The sequence below is a fragment of the Bacillus sp. MZGC1 genome (assembly GCF_002998605.1).
GTDB lineage: Bacteria > Bacillota > Bacilli > Bacillales > Bacillaceae > Bacillus.
Map to the genome: position 1 here is coordinate 16127 of NZ_PVRE01000007.1, position 18878 is coordinate 35004.

The 18878-nt window shown below is 36.0% G+C and carries 16 protein-coding genes; 2 read left to right on the forward strand and 14 right to left on the reverse strand.

Annotation, left to right across the window (positions count from 1 at the left end):
* Window positions 1-7: 7 nt before the first annotated feature.
* The 3 genes from C6Y06_RS18125 to C6Y06_RS18135 are packed head-to-tail and all read right to left on the reverse strand — an operon-like array spanning window position 8 to window position 10394.
* A complete protein-coding gene (locus C6Y06_RS18125; RefSeq protein WP_106037372.1) occupies window positions 8-2698 on the reverse strand; it encodes a DUF7359 domain-containing protein in 2691 nt (896 codons plus the stop codon).
* Between the two features lie 10 nt (window positions 2699-2708).
* Complete coding sequence (locus C6Y06_RS18130) at window positions 2709-3500, reverse strand: phage tail domain-containing protein (protein WP_106037373.1); 792 nt, start codon at window positions 3498-3500, stop codon at window positions 2709-2711.
* A 45-nt stretch (window positions 3501-3545) separates the two neighbouring features.
* On the reverse strand, window positions 3546-10394 hold the full coding sequence (locus tag C6Y06_RS18135) for a phage tail tape measure protein (RefSeq protein ID WP_106037374.1): 6849 nt from the start codon (window positions 10392-10394) through the stop codon (window positions 3546-3548).
* A gap of 99 nt (window positions 10395-10493) precedes the next feature.
* Between C6Y06_RS18135 and C6Y06_RS18140 the strand changes: the two genes are divergently transcribed.
* Entirely contained in the window at window positions 10494-11186 is a 693-nt protein-coding gene (locus tag C6Y06_RS18140; protein ID WP_106037375.1) for a hypothetical protein, read from the forward strand.
* A gap of 101 nt (window positions 11187-11287) precedes the next feature.
* Here C6Y06_RS18140 and C6Y06_RS18145 read toward each other — a convergent pair whose 3' ends face one another.
* A complete protein-coding gene (locus C6Y06_RS18145) occupies window positions 11288-11635 on the reverse strand; it encodes a helix-turn-helix domain-containing protein (RefSeq protein WP_106037376.1) in 348 nt (115 codons plus the stop codon).
* 206 nt (window positions 11636-11841) lie between these two features.
* Entirely contained in the window at window positions 11842-12006 is a 165-nt protein-coding gene (locus C6Y06_RS20135; protein ID WP_189288398.1) for a hypothetical protein, read from the reverse strand.
* A 59-nt stretch (window positions 12007-12065) separates the two neighbouring features.
* Between C6Y06_RS20135 and C6Y06_RS18150 the strand changes: the two genes are divergently transcribed.
* Window positions 12066-12782: a hypothetical protein gene (locus C6Y06_RS18150; RefSeq protein WP_106037377.1), complete on the forward strand. Its 717-nt coding sequence runs from the start codon at window positions 12066-12068 to the stop codon at window positions 12780-12782.
* A gap of 192 nt (window positions 12783-12974) precedes the next feature.
* Here C6Y06_RS18150 and C6Y06_RS18155 read toward each other — a convergent pair whose 3' ends face one another.
* From C6Y06_RS18155 to C6Y06_RS18195, 9 genes are all read right to left on the reverse strand, one after another.
* Window positions 12975-13976 carry a tyrosine-type recombinase/integrase gene (locus C6Y06_RS18155; RefSeq protein ID WP_106037486.1) on the reverse strand — a complete coding sequence of 334 codons (1002 nt, stop codon included), beginning with the start codon at window positions 13974-13976 and terminating at the stop codon, window positions 12975-12977.
* A 19-nt stretch (window positions 13977-13995) separates the two neighbouring features.
* Window positions 13996-14418, reverse strand: a complete 423-nt coding sequence (locus C6Y06_RS18160; protein ID WP_106037378.1) for a hypothetical protein — start codon at window positions 14416-14418, stop codon at window positions 13996-13998.
* Window positions 14418-14897: a hypothetical protein gene (locus C6Y06_RS18165; protein WP_106037379.1), complete on the reverse strand. Its 480-nt coding sequence runs from the start codon at window positions 14895-14897 to the stop codon at window positions 14418-14420. The genes C6Y06_RS18160 and C6Y06_RS18165 overlap by 1 nt, the downstream gene beginning before the upstream one ends.
* Before the next feature lie 70 nt (window positions 14898-14967).
* Window positions 14968-15120, reverse strand: coding sequence for an XkdX family protein (locus C6Y06_RS18170; protein ID WP_106037487.1), 153 nt, complete (start codon window positions 15118-15120; stop codon window positions 14968-14970).
* Window positions 15121-15130: 10 nt separating this feature from the next.
* A complete protein-coding gene (locus tag C6Y06_RS18175) occupies window positions 15131-15478 on the reverse strand; it encodes an XkdW family protein (protein ID WP_106037380.1) in 348 nt (115 codons plus the stop codon).
* A 12-nt stretch (window positions 15479-15490) separates the two neighbouring features.
* Window positions 15491-16951 (reverse strand): hypothetical protein, encoded by a 1461-nt coding sequence (locus C6Y06_RS20395; RefSeq protein WP_223251482.1) that lies wholly within the window; start codon window positions 16949-16951, stop codon window positions 15491-15493.
* The gene (locus C6Y06_RS18185; protein WP_106037381.1) at window positions 16951-17310 is read right to left on the reverse strand and encodes a hypothetical protein; all 360 of its coding nucleotides are present in this window, start codon (window positions 17308-17310) and stop codon (window positions 16951-16953) included. The genes C6Y06_RS20395 and C6Y06_RS18185 overlap by 1 nt, the downstream gene beginning before the upstream one ends.
* Before the next feature lie 62 nt (window positions 17311-17372).
* A complete protein-coding gene (locus tag C6Y06_RS18190) occupies window positions 17373-18149 on the reverse strand; it encodes a hypothetical protein (protein ID WP_106037382.1) in 777 nt (258 codons plus the stop codon).
* 31 nt (window positions 18150-18180) lie between these two features.
* On the reverse strand, window positions 18181-18849 hold the full coding sequence (locus tag C6Y06_RS18195) for a hypothetical protein (RefSeq protein ID WP_223251483.1): 669 nt from the start codon (window positions 18847-18849) through the stop codon (window positions 18181-18183).
* Window positions 18850-18878 lie beyond the last annotated feature (29 nt).

An 18878-nucleotide genomic window follows, 5' to 3' on the forward strand; every position in this document is an offset into this window, starting at 1 on the left:
TCCTTTCCTATAGATTTCTATATGCTTCGAAGAAGTATGTGACTCCTTGTTTGTTGCCTTTAAAAGTTGAATCAGAACCAGTAATAAACCCCATATTTGCAAGTCGTCCGTTTGTGTTATTGGGAAGGTTGTTTATTCCTTTAAAATAGATATTTGATTCGAATATTTCCTCCGCATAACCACCGCTTGTGCTTACAATGGCTAATGCAGGATCGCTTTGAACTGTTGATTTAACCTTAACTAGAGAGGGGGTGAAGGGGAGAGGGATTGCCCTGTTTTGAATCCCATTGCCAATGTATGTACCGACATAACTAATTTGCTGAAGATTGGTCGGCTTAATTTTTCCGTTAGCATCTAATGCCGCAACTCCATTTGGCGAATCTTTTGCTGTGTTTAGAATAAAGTCTTTGTCTGTATACTCACCTAATTTAGATGCACTTCCTGATATAGATGCTGAAATCACACCGTTGTCATCTCTAACAGGTATAGTGTTGGGTTCCTCATGCAATGCAGGAGCAATACCATTTAAGGAGTCTGCGTTACCTGCAGTTTGGACAATCCATTGTTCTCCATCATATAGTTCAGATTTATTGTTTGTTGGGTCAATCCAAAGTGTACCTGCATCTGGATTAGAGGGCTTTTCAGTCGTAGAAATCTGATATAATCCGTTTACTTTCCCTTTAACCTCAACAGTGCCAGAAGGTCTATACGGATTCTCAGTTGGCGTTTGCGGTTGAACTATATCAGATAACAAAACACCATTTGAACTAATTGAGGTTTCAACATTTCTGTATGACTGTACTCCAAAAGTGAAATATTTTGTTGGAACTTGTGAAGTAAAGGTAGCTATTCGCTTATCATATCTAACAGAAATTCGTTGCTCCTTAGCTAACGAAGCTCCGAACAAGTAGGTATCTGAAGATGTATCAGGATAACAATGTACAATGAAACCATCTATATTGTATTTATCCTCATCAGACGTTGGATAGTTCCACGATACCGAAATATCAACAGAACCATTCTCATTTACTTTGTGAGTTATAGATTTCAATCCAATGGTTGGAGGAGAGGGGGGGATTGGAATACGGTCATTACGTGCGTTGTAGTTAGTAGCAAGCGTATCATAATCGATTTTCCGAGTGTTGAATTCAGTAGATGCTTTATCAACTCTATAAAGCAATTGAACAAAGTCATCATCTTTCTTTGGTTTTTTCCCGTTTGAGACTGTTACAGATATAGAAGTATCATCAAAATTCAAACTTATACCTGTCAAAGTTGCTCTATATTCAGTTCCGAATTCTTTCTTTTGAATTCCTATGATATCTCCTAATGCGATCCTGTTCCAATATGCTTTTTCGCTTAGAGCGTTATAGAAATTGACTATGTTCGTTTTAACATCAATTGGAGGAGATTTTCGCTTATTTAATTCCTCATAGCTCTTTTCATATAACTCAGTTTCGTCAAAAATATTCTCATTAGTCCATTCATCTCCATGAATAAATTTAGACAGTTCTTGGGACAGTTTTTCACCTAAATAATTATCCATATCTAGTCGTTTTCTAAGTTGTTCAATCTGATCATTAATTGTAGAAAGTTTTGAATCACTTTGATCAATCTCAGCCTTTTTTGCGTCTACCTCTTTACTCTTGGCATCTCTTTGTTTGATTAAATCCTTAGTATCGCCATTAGTTTCTTTAACCACTTCGATTCGATCTAGGATTTGTTGTAATTCTAAACTTTTTAGGACGAATAGTTCATTTTCCTGAGTTGTCTTGTTGGCTTCAATCCGTTTTTTTTCATTCAACAGAGCTTTAAATGCTTCAGCTTCCTTGTTTACCATTTCGTTGTAGTCTAACAAGGCATGGCATAATTCGTTACTCATGTAGTCACTCTTTTTAATTACATTCCTGTTTTCATCACGTTGAAAGGGGCTTAAAAAGAAGCTGAAGTCATCCAAGTAGCCTTGACCTGTTGGATTAACTGAATTGATAACAATGCCGTCTTTTCCAGTTACATAAAGTCTAGTCACAACATCGTCCATACTTCTAGTATCCGTCATATCAATCATAAAGTTATGAGACGAAATCTTAACACCTTTATATTTAGAAATACTGTCCTTTTCGAAGAAGGATACTTTATCATTGATAGTGTCAAATACAGGCACAGCGTCAAATGTTTCACAAATATTCCTTAGAAAATCAAATCTTGATGTAATTGATCCGATAGAAAATGATCGTCTTTTTTCATTAAGCGTACTTTCAATTTCACCAATAGTCCAACCAGTTCCCTTAAGGCAAACTTCACCAATTTCTTGTAAATTTTTTGATATGCCTTCATATTGCCTGATTTTCGGTTTATTTAGCATATAAGGAGAGAGTTGACAACTTACCTGAATTTCTTCTTTTTCTATTGTGCTATTGTTGGTAATACTGTCAATCACATAATACTCAGTTCGGTTAAAAAAAGTAGCCTTAATCAAGTACCACTGTTTGATAAGTTGTGCAATGTGATTTGTCTTAATCTCATCACCATATCTAGCTTTAAGAGGTATGCTAAAACTCAAATCATTAATGGCTGCGTGATTTAGGTTGACCGAAGCGCTATTAAAATCAACAATATTTGCGATTTTCTTTTTGTTCGTCTTACATAGCTCTAATTTAAGCTTACCTGGCTTAAAAGTGAATTCTCCTAAATTCATAGCAACCTCCTTAATAATATTTGAATCGATAGCTAAATCTTATCAAGCATGACCCCTCAATTTTGATTCTGTTTTGACCTTCACCAAGAATCACATAGCTTTCGTTTGATTGTTCGTAACATTCGTAGCCAGTCACACTAGATTCCATTAACTCTTTTGCTGAGTCTATTTTTAGAACTTCTCTATCTTTTAAATTATCAACTGTGAAAGGAGTTCGATACACACTGAGATTCGTGATTTTTATATTTCCATCACCTATTTTTTGAATCTCCATTGAAAGAGGGACATCTAAGTCTCCCTTATTGTCAAAAGTGAGGATGCTGTCAATTTTATTTGAAGGATTTATCCACGGTGTTGAGATTTTCGTACTGTATTTAAAGGGGAGGACTTTCATAGTCAATCTTATATAACCGTCCTCAGAACAGTTATGCACTAAATCCATAGCGTTCAATGGAATTGCATAATAAACAATATCTAAATTTGAGCTAAAGGAGAGGGGGGAGTAGTCAGACACACTTAGCCATCTTGCAATTTCTCTTAGTTTCTTTTGCGTTAGATTTCTATTTTTATAAAATCCTTCACGGATGTTCTGGTCAACATAAAAGTTTAAAGCCATCTCAAAAGGTTCATAAACAATACTGTCAACGATAGGTTCAGGTCTATCTTTCAGAAACGTTTCATTTATTGTCTTTCCCGCTAAAAAGTTCTCTTCTTGTAGGCCTCCTTCGGTATTAACATTAACAACACCCATATCAATAGATCTTATATGATTAAATAAAAAATATTGGCTTTCTTTTATCATTTAAAATCTCCTTATTTAAAAGGAAAAGAGCCTGATTTCAGACTCTTATACCTTACCTTTCATTTGCTTTAATCCTCTTCTGATGTTTTCCATTGCACTGTTTGCGCCATTCTCATCACCAACCATTTTATCAATCTGCAAGGTTAGATTGTAAACATCGCCCTGATCATTCGACACAGAAGACATAACTGTAGACTGAGGAGCTTTTGTAAGTTTTGTTATCGCACTAGGAATAATGCTAATGGCTGATGCTGCGCTCTTAACAATATTCGCTTCAGCTAATTTAACTGCTTCAGTTGGAACGCTAGTTAAAGCCGAGCTCAACTTTTGTCCAGTTCCCCATTTCGGGGTAAATGGCACATCATTTTGACTGATGTCTCTAACGGTTTCGACAGCTTTAAGCATGTTAACTGAGTCTTGTTTATTGAGGACAATTTCTCCATCATCTACTACAGCTAAAGCTCCTTGGGCTGGTACTTTACCAACTGATCCACCAGTCTTAAAACGAGCGATCTTTTGTCCAGTTGTATTACCCTTAACGACAACACCGAGAGCATTTGAAGCCTCTTTAAGCTTATCAATCAAATTGTTAGAGATAGACTTACCAATTGACTCCATGTTTGAATTGATGAATTTAGTAAACTCAGAAAGTTGTTTATTGATATCACTAATCTTACCGTTCATCAATTTACCTTCTAAATCCTTAAATCCACGCTCATCAGCAACAAGATCATCATATTTTGTGTTGATTGATTTTTCGTCTTTTTCAAGTTGATCTTGTAGCGCTTCTTTACGCTTGGAGTTTTCCCTGTCCTTTAAGAATTGATCTAAATCAAGCTGATCTTTCTGCATCTGTTCAGTAAGTTCTTTTACCTTTGACTTACCAAACTCTGAGTCGTCTAACGCATATTGATTTATCTGATCTAAAAGCTTCTGGATGCTTTCCTGGCGATCTTTTAAATCCTTTTGGAACTTAGCTTCATCATCTTCTTTATCAATGCCATCAATGATGTCTTGAGTAGCTTTACGATGGGCTTCTAATTCAATATCACGCATCTTTTCGTACATCTCTTTATAAATGGAGACGACTTCATCAGCAAGCGATTTGTAAATATCTTTAATGCTTTTCTTGGTTTGGTATAGCTCTAAGTTGAAATCCTTTTGTTTGTCTTTCCAAGAAGAAATCTCATCCGATATTTGCTTTTGGATTTCAGGAAATCCTTTAGCTGCTTTCTTTTGTTTTTCAAGCTCTTTGATGTATTTAGCAGCTTCTTTTTGCTGTTGCTGAATCAGCTTGATTTGCTGACTATAGTATTTAACTTTATCCTTGTCTTCTTCAGTTGTTTGAATCTTAATATCAACATTTTTAAGCTTTGATTCAGTCTTTTTGACTGACTTATCGATGTTATTAAGAATTTGATCAGTTTTAGATTGGACAATAGTGGCCTGCAAATCATAAACCTGATCTTTGATGCTGATGAGGTCAAGCTTAGCTTGTTTTAATTCTTCACGTAATTGATCACGTTGAGCAGCGTTTAATTGCTTATTTTGCTTTAACTCTTTGTTAATCCAACTTACTTTTTGACTCTGAATCTTTTGTTGCGCTTCAACTGCTTTACGTTGCTCATTTGTATATTTTCTAAACTGTGCACTGTCGTTAAGATAACGACTTGCCTTAGATTGATTTTGAGCAACTTTCAACTCTAAATCAGACTTACGTTTTTCAAATTCATCAAGTTTTGACTGAACGATTTCATATTGTAGGTCTTGAATTTGGTCTTTGACAGAAGATAGGTCACCTTCAAGTCCCAATAAATCTGATTTAGCTTGTGAAATAGCTTGTTGACGTTCAGCTTCAGAGCTAGACAAATCTGAGCCGATTTGTTGCATATATGCTTCTGGATCAATCGCTTTACCGTTTTTCTCAATCTGCATATGAAGATGAGTACCAGTAGAACGACCAGTGCTTCCCATCTTGCCGAGAGTTTGACCAGCTTGAACCTTTTGGCCAGCCTTAACATTGAGACCTTTTTGCATATGCATATACTTCGCTACGGTGCCGTCATCTTGTTGAACAACTACCCAATAACCAGCAGATTTAGAGTATGCTGCAGTAAGGACTTTACCTGATTTTAGAGACTTGATAGGAGTACCAGATTTAGCAGCTAAATCTAAACCTTTATGAGGAGCAGAGCGTAAACCTTTTTCTTGCTGACCGAAATGAGATGTTCTCCTCATTGAGTCATAGTAACCAGCAGCCGATCCACCACCAGAGGATAGTGAGCCACCCATTTGCTTAAAGTAGTTGTTTACTTTCTTAACGTAATTTTGCGTTTCCTTAAATGGAGGAATGCCACCATACTTGGTTACATTACCAGGCCCCGCATTGTATGCAGCTAATGCTTTTTCAATCGATCCAAACTTATCAAGCATTTGCTTAAGATATTTGGTACCGCCCATTACGTTTTGATAAGGATCCCTAGAATTCTTAACTCCAAGACCTCTGGCCGTTGCAGGCATAAGTTGCATTAAACCAGTTGCTCCAACCGATGAACGAGCATTAGGGTTGAAGTTAGATTCTTGCTTAATAACCGCAGCAATTAACGCAGCTGGAACATTGTATTGTTTTGCAGCTTGATTAATAATGTTTGAATACTTACCTGAATAAGAACCGCCTGAAGCAGAATATGAAGAGCTAGAAGGGGAGTAGGATGAAGAAGAGTCAACAATTCCCGTTTGAGCAATGTATCCAGATTTAATTTGTTCTTTAAGAAGCTTAATCTGACTCTTAAGAAGTTTTTCTTTTCGTTCTAAAGCTTTGATTTCCTTCTTAATTGAATCACGATATTTCTGTGACCATTTAGGGTAGTCATTGGTTTTTCTGTTTTGTTCTTCAATCTGCTTATTGACTCGCTCTAATGCTTCTTTATATTTGTCTGCAACATAGATTGAATCTTTCGTTGATTTTGACGCCTTGTCAGCTGAATCCGACATTGTTTCAAAAGACGTTCCTGTTTCATTTAGAGATGCTTGAGTTAAATCTGACAGCTTATCTAATTCTTCTAGTTGATCAGTGATACCTGATAATTCACCAAGATCTCGTTGAGCTGCTTTAAATTGTTCGATAGCGAGTTGATCTTGCTTACCATTGGTCATTTTCAAAGAATCTTCTTTGAGTTTTTCTAACTCCGCTTTCTTTCTCAGAGCATCTTGAACAGTTTTAATGGCTGTAATTTCAGACTTGTAATATCCGATTTTTTTACTTAATGCATTAGCTTGATTCAATAGTTCTTGCTTTACGGAAGTTTGCATATCTGCATATGCTTTAACCTTTGCGTTTCGTAGCTTTATTACTGCATCACGATTTATTTTCACTATTCCGTTTTCTATTGAAATCGCACCAGCTAAATCTTTTTCCTTTTGAATAAGCTTCATTGCTTCTGATGCAGAAATAGACTTACCTTCGGCCATTTTTTCTAGTAATCCATTGAGAGGGGATACCTGATCAGCTAAATCATCGTATACATCACCTTGTAAAGCTTCCATTGCTGCTGTAGCTTGGCCAGATTGCAGTAATTGATCTAAAACATCTGTCGTAGCTTCAATATCACCTTTAACTTCTTTGAGCTTATCGGATAGATTTCCAACCGATTCACCTAACTCATCTACACCTTCACCATTTTCATTCCAGGTGACTTTCGCTGAATCGCCAGAATTTTTAGCCTGATCTAACGAATCCTTAAGAGTAGAGTAGGAGAGGTTCAAGTTATCGACTTTCACTTTCCCATCTGAAAACTCATTAATAAGAGATTTTAGTGAGTCTGTTTGTTTATCAAATTCCGAGCCGTTGCCATTGTTTAGTGATTTTTGGAGCGAGTCCATAATGACAGCTACTTGCTGCGAAAAGCTCTTAAGCTGTTCAGGACTCAATTTACTAAAGTCCATTGTGTTTAAAATATCGGTGATTGATTGCTTGATGTTTGGGTTAATATCAATGGAGTTAAATGCACTGATTACATCTAATACTGAAGCCTGAATTTCTGCATTTGCGCTTACTATTGATTGTTTCGCACGCAAGGCTTCACGTTCGTATTTGTATCCTTCTTTTACGTAATCATCATCACTAGCAAAGGGGTTTTCGAATATCCTTGTAATCCAACTTGAGCCTTCTTTGTAGTTATCAGCTAAAGTTTTATTAGCTTCCATTTCCTTGTTCAGTTCTTTTAACTTTTTAATTTGATCTTCAAAGTTGGAAGTTGCGTTATCTTTTAAATCACGTTTATTGAAGTTTGCCATCTCTTCGGTGTATTTAATTGCCTCTTTTAAGGCTTCGTTGTTCTTAATGATGGCATTACCTTGAGCGTCATACCCTTCAACAAGGTTAGGGAATGTTGCTGCCAACTGCTGAGAGACTGATAAGTATTCTTGTTCTTTTTCAGGCGTTAGTTGGTTCTCGTCTTTAGCTTTACGAAGTTCTTTGTACTTATCGATTAACCCTTGAGTAGCTTCTTTATTCGTAGTCCAAGCTTCGATAGAGGTGCTTTGTGCAGTCCCGAAATCCTCTTGAGCTTTTTTTGCATCAGAATAAGCGCTAACCAATTTCTCAACAACAAATCCCAATGCAGCAAATCCTGCAATAGGCAATGCGGCTCCAGCTAAAAACAATCCAGCAGATTTTGCTGCTTTTCCTAAAGTGGCAAAAGAAAGGGAAAGAACTCTGTTTGTCGTTGCTGCTATCCCTGCACCAGTAGAGTATGTTTGCAATGTAAGAGGGAGCGCTTTAAGTGTGTTAATGATTTGAGTGCCACTTTGCATAGCCGTTGTTCTTAAAGCATTAGAAAACAGTATAGTGGCCACTGTAGCTGTTGCGAAAGCAGGAGCAAGGAAGCCGATATTTTTAACTAAGCCAGTGGTCAATCCCATGAAATTTCCTAATGCTTCTGTAGAAGCGATAAGACCATCTGAAATGAAGGCATCACTGGCGGCAACAGCGAATTCAGTAACCGTATTTTGAAGGCGGTTTATCCGTGCCTGTAAGCTATCAGCATACTTTTCTTGTTCTTTCCATGCCGAACCCATTGAGTTTGCAGAAGTGTTAGCTGCGTCTTGATAGATTGAGTAGTTATTTAATAGGGCGTTAAATCTGGATAACTGATAAATACCCGCAACACCAATCGATGTGTTTTGCTTTTGGGCATCAGACAAGCTGTCCCATTTTTCTGCTACTTCGCCAATTAACTGACTTGAAGTTTTTGCTTCACCAGCTGCCGTTTGCACAGAGATGCCGATTTGATCTAAGGCTTTAATAGAGCTTCTATTATTACCAATTCTCGCAAAAATGGTCTTTAATGAGTTGCCGACTATATTTCCACTTTCACGTGTTGTGCTTCCAATGGCTGCTGTATAGCCGATTAAGTCATTCAATTCAACACCGAAGGTGGAAGCGGTACTTCCAGCTTTTCTTATCGAATTAGCCATGTCGAGCGTGGAAATCGCAAAATTGTTGTCAACTTCATTAAGTTTATCAGCGATAGAAATTGAATCTTTTGCTGATACGTTGAAATTGAGCATGGCTGCAGTAAGAGTGTTTACAGTATCTGATGCAGTTAGATCTGAAATATTCTGCAAAACTTGTGCTGTTTTGGTTAAATCGGAAAGCTCATCTGCCTGAAAACCCATTCGACCAAAACTTCCCGTAATTTCTAGAACATCTGATACTTTGTTTGATAATTCATTACTTAAATCTAATGAAGTTTGAAGGAGCTCATTGAATTTATAATCTGGCAAATCCATGACTCTTCGGATATTTGTCATTAGAGTGTCGATTTCAACAGCTTGCTGAGTTATATTTTTTAGAGCTGTAATAGCTCCATAAAATATAGAACCTGACAGCAAATATGCTGGAATACGACTAAAAGCATCACCCAATTGTTGTCCAAATGTTGTTGCTCTTTGAGTTGAGTTTTGAATAGAGGACGAAAGCTCTCTAAACTGCATATTGAGGTCTTTTATCTTTGAGGATAATGCAGGGGTTTTAGAGGTAAGTTGAGTCACGGAAAGAAGGTATTCTTGAATTTGCGCCTTGCTTTGATTACTCAAGTTATTGCCATATTTGCTAGTTAAATTATTCGCATTAAGTTGAGCTTGGCGTTGATATAGTGCAATGGTTTGTTTTAACTCATTGTTTTTTGCTACAGCAGACGACTTGTCATCCAATGTGCGAATTTTTTGTTTGAGAGAGTCAATTTGAGCTGAAGATTGAGCAAGGTTGATTTTACGGCCGAGAGAGGAGAGGGTAGTATCAGATAGAATGCCTTGCTCACGAAGTCTCTGAAGAGAGGCGTTCAACGCATCAATATCTTTTCTTTTTTTATCGAAGTTAGTGGAAACAGTAGAGTTTTTCACGTTTCCTTTTTCATCAAGATTATATGTATAATCTTTGTAACCATCACGATTTTTCTGAGTAGAGCCTGTAACTTTACCTTGAGCATTCATTCTCTCAGTACTTTTAACAACTTGACCGAGTTTTTGTTGAGCACTTGCTAATTTATTAGTTTCGGTTGTTTGCTCTTTAATTTTCTCAGTTGTTCGCTGGATAATTTCTCCACTGCGTTTATGTTCCTGAGTTACCTTTGTAACATTGCCATTAAGATGTTGGGTGATTCTTGTGGTTTCTTTAACAGTGTCGTTGTAATTTTTTAAATTGGACTGATATTTGTCAAATGCAGAAGTGAACTCTTTTAGAGTCTTTAGGGTGTTGGTGTCAATGTTTGTTTTTAATTCGAGGGCATTTAGCTTAGATTGAATTTGTTTTATTTGCTTGTTTAGATCATCAGTGGTCTTTGGAGAGGTATCTGCTACTGGAGTAACAAATATTTTCAGTTGTTCGCTCAATTAATTGCTCACATCCTTTCAATACAGCACGGAAATTTGTGTTTGATTAAGCAGTTTATTACAGCTATACTTTTAACATAAGGTAAATGGGGGAACGTCATGAATAAATCCATATTATTTATATTGGGAGCTATTTTTATCTTGTCCGGTTGTGGACAAAACAAGGTATCAGAAGAATCTGCTAGTTCTAAAAATGTAACCTCTGAAGAAAAAGTAAGCTCTGCTAATGATAGCCACAATTTAACTGAAGAAGATAGAAAGCTTATAACGCTTATAAAAGAAGAAAAATTTGATGAGGTTATTAGCAAAACTGCTGAATTGAAGGAAGTTTTTCAAAAAGATTATTATTTTATAGCTTCTGCTTTCAAAAAAAATAAAGAGTTAAATGAAAAGAAAACAAATGTTGAAAACTACGATTCATATGCATACATTGAAGCCATGTTAGATAAAGTTAAATATTCAAATGCTCATACTGATTTAAAATACAAGCAAATCAAGAAAGATAATTTGGATAGAGTTAAATCTTTAGAGAATCTTAAAAACCAAAACACAGCAAGAGATAAGAATGAGATCGAAGGATACGAAAGGAAGAAACAAATAGAGGATAGGACGATAGATCCGCAGAGCGTTTCCATTGGAATGACAGAAGACGATGTGCTTTTAAATGGTTGGGGGAGACCTGTAAAAGTAAACACAAATATCACTAAAAATCGTACCTTAAAACAATGGGTTTATAAAGGAAACAAATACTTATACTTTGAAGACGGAATACTAACATCAATTTCTAAGTGAAGCCATATAAAAATAGCTGTGCCGTTTGTAGGGAAGATACACATTCAGCAGAGCTATTTTTATATTCTTTATTCTTCTTCTGATTATCCCAATAAGGTGACTCAATTGCCTTTAAGTTTGATGAATTCCCAAAAGTGAATTAGATGATTTAGTTTATCAACAGGTGCATCCAAAAGCTCGTTGCAAAGCATTTCTAGCTTAGGATTAACCCTACGAGATAATAAGTTGATACACTTTACGTTTCTTTTTCCTGTTATCAAATACTCAATGCTTACGTTGTGAAATTTAGCTAAACTTATCAGAGTTTCAATGTCTGGCTCGCTATCGCCAGTTTCGTATCTAGCGTATGCTGCTCTAGTAATATTCAATTCCTCTGAAAGAGTTTGCTGAGTCAATTTAGGTCGGTAAACATTTCGCAGTTGTTTCAGTCGTTCACATAGACTAGGCATATGTATTACTCCTAACACTTTCAGATATACACAATTGCTATTCTGATCTTATCACCAAGAACCAAATGATTAAAGGTGTTTGTGTTTTAATGATAATCAAAATCCCTCAGTTAATATGAGGAGTGACCGCCATAGTGTTCCTATCAAAGTAGACAGGAAGTCGGTTCAATCCAAATTTAATTCGTTAGATATACACATTTAAAGGCCTACAATTGTTTTAACACTTCATTAAAACGTTCAACATACTCTTTTTTCTGTTTTTCTATGGTGTCTTCATCTTGATATGCTGAAAATCCTTCTAATGTGCTTTCTGCACTATACCAGTCCTCCAAAAGTTCATGAAATATTTCCATTAATTTCTCTTTTTTCATATTTATCACTCCGTAATTTTGATATATTAAAAACATACTTAAATTTAGGGGGAAGATCATTGTCAATTAAAGAAGCATTATTTTTAACTGAAGAAGCAGAAAAAACTCTTAAAGAAATCGAAGAAATGCAAGAGAGATCAATGTCAGAGAATCTCGAGAGGCCTTTAGCTTTTAAAATTAAATACTTTTTAGATTCTCTGAATTCCGCGTTGGATTACGCAGCATATTATACTTTCGAAAAATACTGCCTAGAATTAGCAACGTACAAATTAAATGAAACGCAGCTAAGTAAAGTAAAAAGAAAAATATATTTTCCTTCATATAAAAAAGAAGATGTTTTTATTAAACAAGTGGATCAAAGTTTTATTGGTTTGAAAGAAAATCATCAAGAAATATACGACATATTTAAAAGTTCTCAAGTGTTCTCATCTGAATCAACATGGTTATCGGATTTTAAATTGCTTACCAATCAAAATAAACACATAAAACTAACAAGCAGTAGAAAAATGTTCGATGGGGTAATTAATAGAGCAGACATAGGTAATGGTGTAATCCTTGAAAATAATGTATTTATTAATTCAGGACAACCAGTATCAGTAAATGGAGAGCCACTTGATGTCTTTAATCCTCAATCCAACAGTTTTGTTCGTGATTTTGATGGAGAGTTCACTTCATACTATTGCCTCGAAGGCAGTCATGTTCCTGTAGTCACAGTTTTAAATGAATACTTAATCAATATAAAGAATATTGTCATTGAAATAGACAATTATCAATAAGACATAGATCAGATAAACCCTTTACTTTTTAAATAAATGAAAAAGGGTTTATCGGTTTAAAATCAACCTTAGAATTAATAAATCCTTATGTCAATGAATTCTTAGGGCGCTAGTTATCTATGATATTTTTTGTTTTAACCATAAGCAAAACCCCTCAAAAGAAGGATCTTGATTCTGAATAAAAGAGGGATTTCATGCGAAGATTTGATTCTTTTCTTCTTCAAAGTTTCTCAAGTCGTAGTGCTTGATTGTAGTTGATACATCTTCATGATGAGCAATGTATTTACTAACCAATTCCAGTTTGATTTTTTTAACTTCAAGAAGATAGGTGATACAAGAGGCTTTGAATAGGTGGGGGTTGATACGTCGGCCAAGAATATCTGACAGAACATCAGAACAAAAATAATCTGCCCAGGACTCTGAAATCTGCTTAGGTTCACCGCCGTATTGAGTTGTGAAAATATACTCATGGTCATAGCCACGCTTCTCATGCCATAATCTCATATATTTTATAGCCTCTAAATTCACCATGTATTCCAGTACCTTTCCTTCGCCTTTGCCTTTACCGAAGACTTTATGGCTCATAACGTACGATTGATCTTCATTAATAGGATAATCCAATAGTTCTGTTTTAAATTGAACCAACTCAGCTCTACGACCGCCTACATTAAATGCTGTGGCCAGCCATGCCATCCCAAGATAATTTTCGTCTTCTTCTAGTGTGTCCATCATTAATTTGTAATCATCATATGTCACTTTAACTTTTTCATAAGTCACCGTTTTAGGTATAGCAGGGAGACCACGAGTAAAGTTTCGAAATGTTTTGTAGTTTGGATCATCTTCCGCAACTACATTTTCAAGATAATTGTTGAGGGAAGATACTGAAGCTTTTTTTAGAGCAATGCCACTTGAAGACATTCCACGATTTTTCAAGAAGCTCTGATATCGTATAAAATCTCTTTTAGTGATCTTGTATAGTTTCTTGCCGTTTAATGATGTGTGCACCCACCAGAAAAATTGACGAAGTGTAGAATGGTACTGTTTTTTAGTTTTGTCTCTGAACGAGTTAGCATCCAGGAATTCTGAAACCAGGTCTTGATGTTCTTGATCAACCTGTGACCACATATCATCAGTGACTTCAGGTAGCTTTTGCGCTCTTTTACGTAGCATGTTTTGTTCGATTTCTTTGCTCATTATTAAATTCACCGCCAGGCTATTTGATTGTCTTATAACCAGCCTTGCGAACATCTTTCATAGCAGCTTCCACTAATTCACCACTGTATTTGAGCTTTTCAGCAGTGTTGCCCATAAAAGGACGAGGCTCACCATAGCCATAACCATATTCGTCAGGGAATTGGTATCCTTCACCAGTCTCAACAACTGTTGCAACATCTTGTCCATCGTCTGCTCTTACGTTGTCTAGTGAGATTCCATTTGATTCATTCGCTACAACAAAAGAAGCCTTTAACTCACCAGTTCGGTTATATTCCACTGGACTATATGAATCATATACAACTGTTTGGACTTGCTCTTGACCTGTTTTGACTAAGAGCTCTTTTGTATGACTGCCAGTCTGCAAGGCTTTTAAAGCTGCTTTTTCAAGCATAACGGCTAATTCTTTATGATTCTTGGCCATTATGCTTCAGCAGTTAGTTTTTCAACTTTTTTCAAGATTTCTTCGTTCGCTTTATCAGTAAGTGCCTCTTGAGTTTTGATCATACCTTCTGTCATTGAACGCAATTTCTCATCAATGCTTTCGAAACTCTCTTTAGGAAAAGAATCGTTGATTATTTGATAGTATGGGGACTTAACCAATTCACTCATTAAGTTAACTTTCGATGTGATTCCTTGTGGGATATTAGCGATATCACTAAAGGTGAGGATTGTATAAATGTTTAAAAGATCAACGAAATTAAGTTTGTGTTTAATCTTTTTATTCGACTCAATTTCAGCTACATCTTCTAGAGCCATTTTAATCATTTGTGTAATCTTTACTGGATCAAAGTTGGGGTAGATGTGAACATGGAACTTATCATCTAACTGAACTTTAACTTTCTCATCGTACTTTTTATTTCCCTCTTTAATGTGATCTAGCGTTAATTTTTGTGTTGTCATCATATCTCTCCTTATGATTAAAATAAAAACACCTCAAACAGGGGAGAGGTGTCTAGATAAAATTCTTATTTTACTGGTATTCCAATCCTGTTATATCAAAGAACTGTTCGGGCGTAACATATTCTGCTACGACTCCTTCTTCTAACTCATCAACAGTACAGTCATTAAAGGTCATAGCTTGTTTTACCATAGAAGTTGTTGCCCATTTATAAAACAGTGCCATCACCCAAAAATTAAGCTTCAATCGGGTTCGCTCCTTTTAGTTTAAGAATCTCAATTTTCATTTCTGCAATCTGCTGCCCTAGCATAGAATTCATCCTGTCAGACTGTTGTCGAGCGATTTTTTCTTGTGCTAATTGTTCTCCTATAATATGCAATTGCTTTTCAACCTGGGACATAGGCCTTTCGCTGTCTAGCTTTAGGTACTCTTGCCAAGCAGCAACGAACTCTTCATCAGAGGGGATAGGCTCTTCTAACGTCCATGTGTCTATGAATTGGCCTTCACCGTCATCTCTAACAGAGAAATCCTTACCCAGGATTGCATTAGGAAATAAGTACATTATAGCTAAAGCCTTATTCAACAATTTACCCCCTTATCGTATTTGAGACATAGTGACATAGCAAGTAGCAACAGCTATAGTTTTCCCTGTATTTTTAGGAGTAATATAAAACGTCACCTTATCACCTGCTTTAAATTTCTGCTGAAGAAATAGAACACAAGTACTTGATGGATTATTAGGACTCCAGTTTCCTAGCCGTTGGTATTCTGCACCATTAACATAGCAAGATAACACATTATCAGATCCTACTGTTATATTATCGCTAGTGATATAAAGTCTAATTAGATACAGTCCATTATTTTTCAAAGTAATCTCAGAACGTGTGCGATTGTACTCGGATAGGTCGTCTGCTCTCGTGGCACCGAAATTTAGTTTGGTAGCTACATTCTCAGCAGCTGAAACAGAAGAGTTATCTTGATCATAAGTATCAACATATGTACTGTTTTCAAAATCCTCTACAGTCATCATTCTTTTCCAGCCTTTAAAGCTACCATCTGTATGAACCGTTCCCCACCAATGAAGGTTATCTCCACTCCTGATGATATGGAATGTTTTACGATTGTTGCTATTATCAACAACATAAATATTAAACCATGATGAATCGGTTTTACTCGGCATGTTGACCACATTTGTGCCTACAGCATAGTAATATCCAGAAGGTAATGTTAAAATGTCTGTGCCGTTAGGAAGCAACTGACTTTGACCATTCTCGGATAATAAGTTATGGTTTGAAAGCCTTGACCATCCACTCCACACGTTGTTGTTTAAATAGTTGGTGTAGATGTTATTTATGTAGTCGGTTGCGTATACCCAACCGAATGTACCTTTTCCGTTGGTCGCATCGGTAATATGATAGAAGCCTCTAAATGAACGATGATTCGGCAAGTCTTTTGATCCTGCAATTGCATAGAACGTTCCTTGACCTAATCCATTATTGATAACAGAATCTAAGATGCTTATGGATGTGTCTTTAAGAGAGAGCAATGGCATTCCAGTGTCAGTTGTAATTTTCATTTTCTGAAACCCTGACACAAAGTCCTTTGACTTTTGCAAAGCTGCATCTGCTTTCTTCTGAGCTCCATCAGGCGTTTCTGCCGTGTCATCTGTATATTTTTTAGCTGCTACAAGTGCTGCGTCTGCTTTAGACTGCGATCCAGATGTAGTTTCTTTTGCATCCCAAGTTTTTTGTTTGTCTTCTGTCACATGTAGTTTAGTATCATTCTCGTGTGTAAGTAACTCATCTTTAGAAGCTTGCTTCACATTATCTACTTTATCTAATCCAATCTGATTTTTCGTTACATTATGGGGGTTGTTTTGATCATCGATATGTACAGTAAGAACATATTTTTGACTATCTTTGAATTCTTCATTGTCTTTTTTAAACTCATTGATATTATCTAGCATTTGTTTCTCGTTTTTAAAAAACAAACCCTTTAAATTTGCGATTTGGTATTCAATTCTCTTGAAGAGACCCCTAATATTTGAGTCAAGCATTAAGTTGAGACCTCCCCATAAACAGAGACATCTCCACCAGTCACTTCATCCAACCTAATTAACACTTTTTTAAAAGGAAAGATTGTAATTTCCCAAACCTCATTAGTTCCTTCAGTTCCTGTTGCAATTCGGTAATCGCTTAACTGAGTACCGCCTAATTCAATTTCCTGATCATCATTCGTTAAACCCATAAACGAAATTTTCCTTGAAGTAGATGTCCCAGTTATGCTAAAAGCTAACTTTTGGTAGTGTTTAACTTCAAATATTTCACCGTCGGATGGGGAGGATGACTTATCATGAAATGTAAACGATGTTCGATCAGGAATAACTACAATAGGAGCTGTTTTTTCTGTCGCCATGTTAATCACTCCTTAATAAAAAAGAGAGGAGGGGAGACCTCCTCAGTTAATCAAAAGTCTATTTATTCTCCGTCAACTGGAGGAGCTGTTTGATCGTCCTTCACGATGCCTTTAGATCCGTCAGCATTTCTTTTCACACGTGAGAACTTACCAATTTTCCCATTTTCGTCAGCTAAAGCTCTGTATCCAATTTCAGGAGTGTAAGCTTGACCTGCTTCAAGTGAAATATCAGCTTCGCCAGAAAAGTTGACTTTAGGTAATTGAATGTATAGATCACTATAAACTTTAGATGTCTTAGGATCATACTCAATTGTATGAATTTCAAACTCATAGTTCTCAGAGAATTTTTCACCACTGATTTCAACAGTTTCAGCATCTACTTCAATTTGATAAAACACTGTGATTACAGCTTCTTTTTTAGCAAATTGCTCAGGGACTGCAACTTCTGTAGAAGTTGTTGAGACCTTTAGATGTTCGCCATCTTCATTCGTAAGAGTGACTTCTGAAATAGGAATATAGCTTAACTTAACAGTGTTAGTTTCAGAGACAGTTAAATTCTCATCCTCCCATACAGAAATGGCTTCATTTTCGATTTTAACGCCTTGTTGCATTGCCATGAAGTCAAGATCAAAGAATGCGTTTCTGACGTTACCTGAAACCTCTTTACTTGAGTTAATTACGTATAAGTCTCTATTGCCCCAGCCACCCTTTAAAAAGTCCTGTTGAACTTGCTGAGTGAACTGAGTCATTTGTGTAACAGAACTACCGATTACTTTCTTATCGCTAATTCTGCGAGCAGTGATTTTTCCAACTTCATGGATTACTGTTTGCTTGCTCAATAGATTTCCTCCTAATAAAAAAGAGACTTTATCAGTCTCCGAATAGTTTTTCTAAATTTTTTGCTTCTTTTGCATTGAGGTGGAATGAGTCTTCTTTATAAAGATCAATGGATTTACTCCAGTCGTTAATCTTAGCTTCAGAAGAAACTGTTGCGAATAACGTTGTAGTATTGTAATTCATAATCTCCGCCATTCTGTAGAAGCTTAATTGGAGCTGATAAACGGTCATGTCAGCTATTTCGTTGTATGTGTATCCATTAAAGGCAGCCACGCAACTAACAATATCTTTAAGGTCATTGTGGCTATCTTGCCGTTTTAACATTTTGGCCAAATCATCAAATTCTTGTATTTCTTCATTTGTCGATATCTTTTCTTCGGATAGACAATGCATATCAAGCACCAGTTTTCGTAAACTGTTGAAATTGTTTGGATTGATTTCAGACAGTCTTTCTTTATCAACAAATATTTTCTCGAAAACTTTATTGTAGGCCTCACTAAAATCAGGAAGAATGTGATTTACAATATTAAACAAGCTATTTCGCTTAAGCTCTATAATTAACTCATTTAAGTTCTCAGCTTCGTTTAATTTCTCATACTCTCTAATGATCTCTTTTTTCGACATCTTAATAGCATTTAAATAATGAACGTAATTCGGATAATCTCTCAGCTTGATAAATGATATTTCACCAATCTCAGTCATCACTGAGTCACCTAGAAAGAAAAAATCCT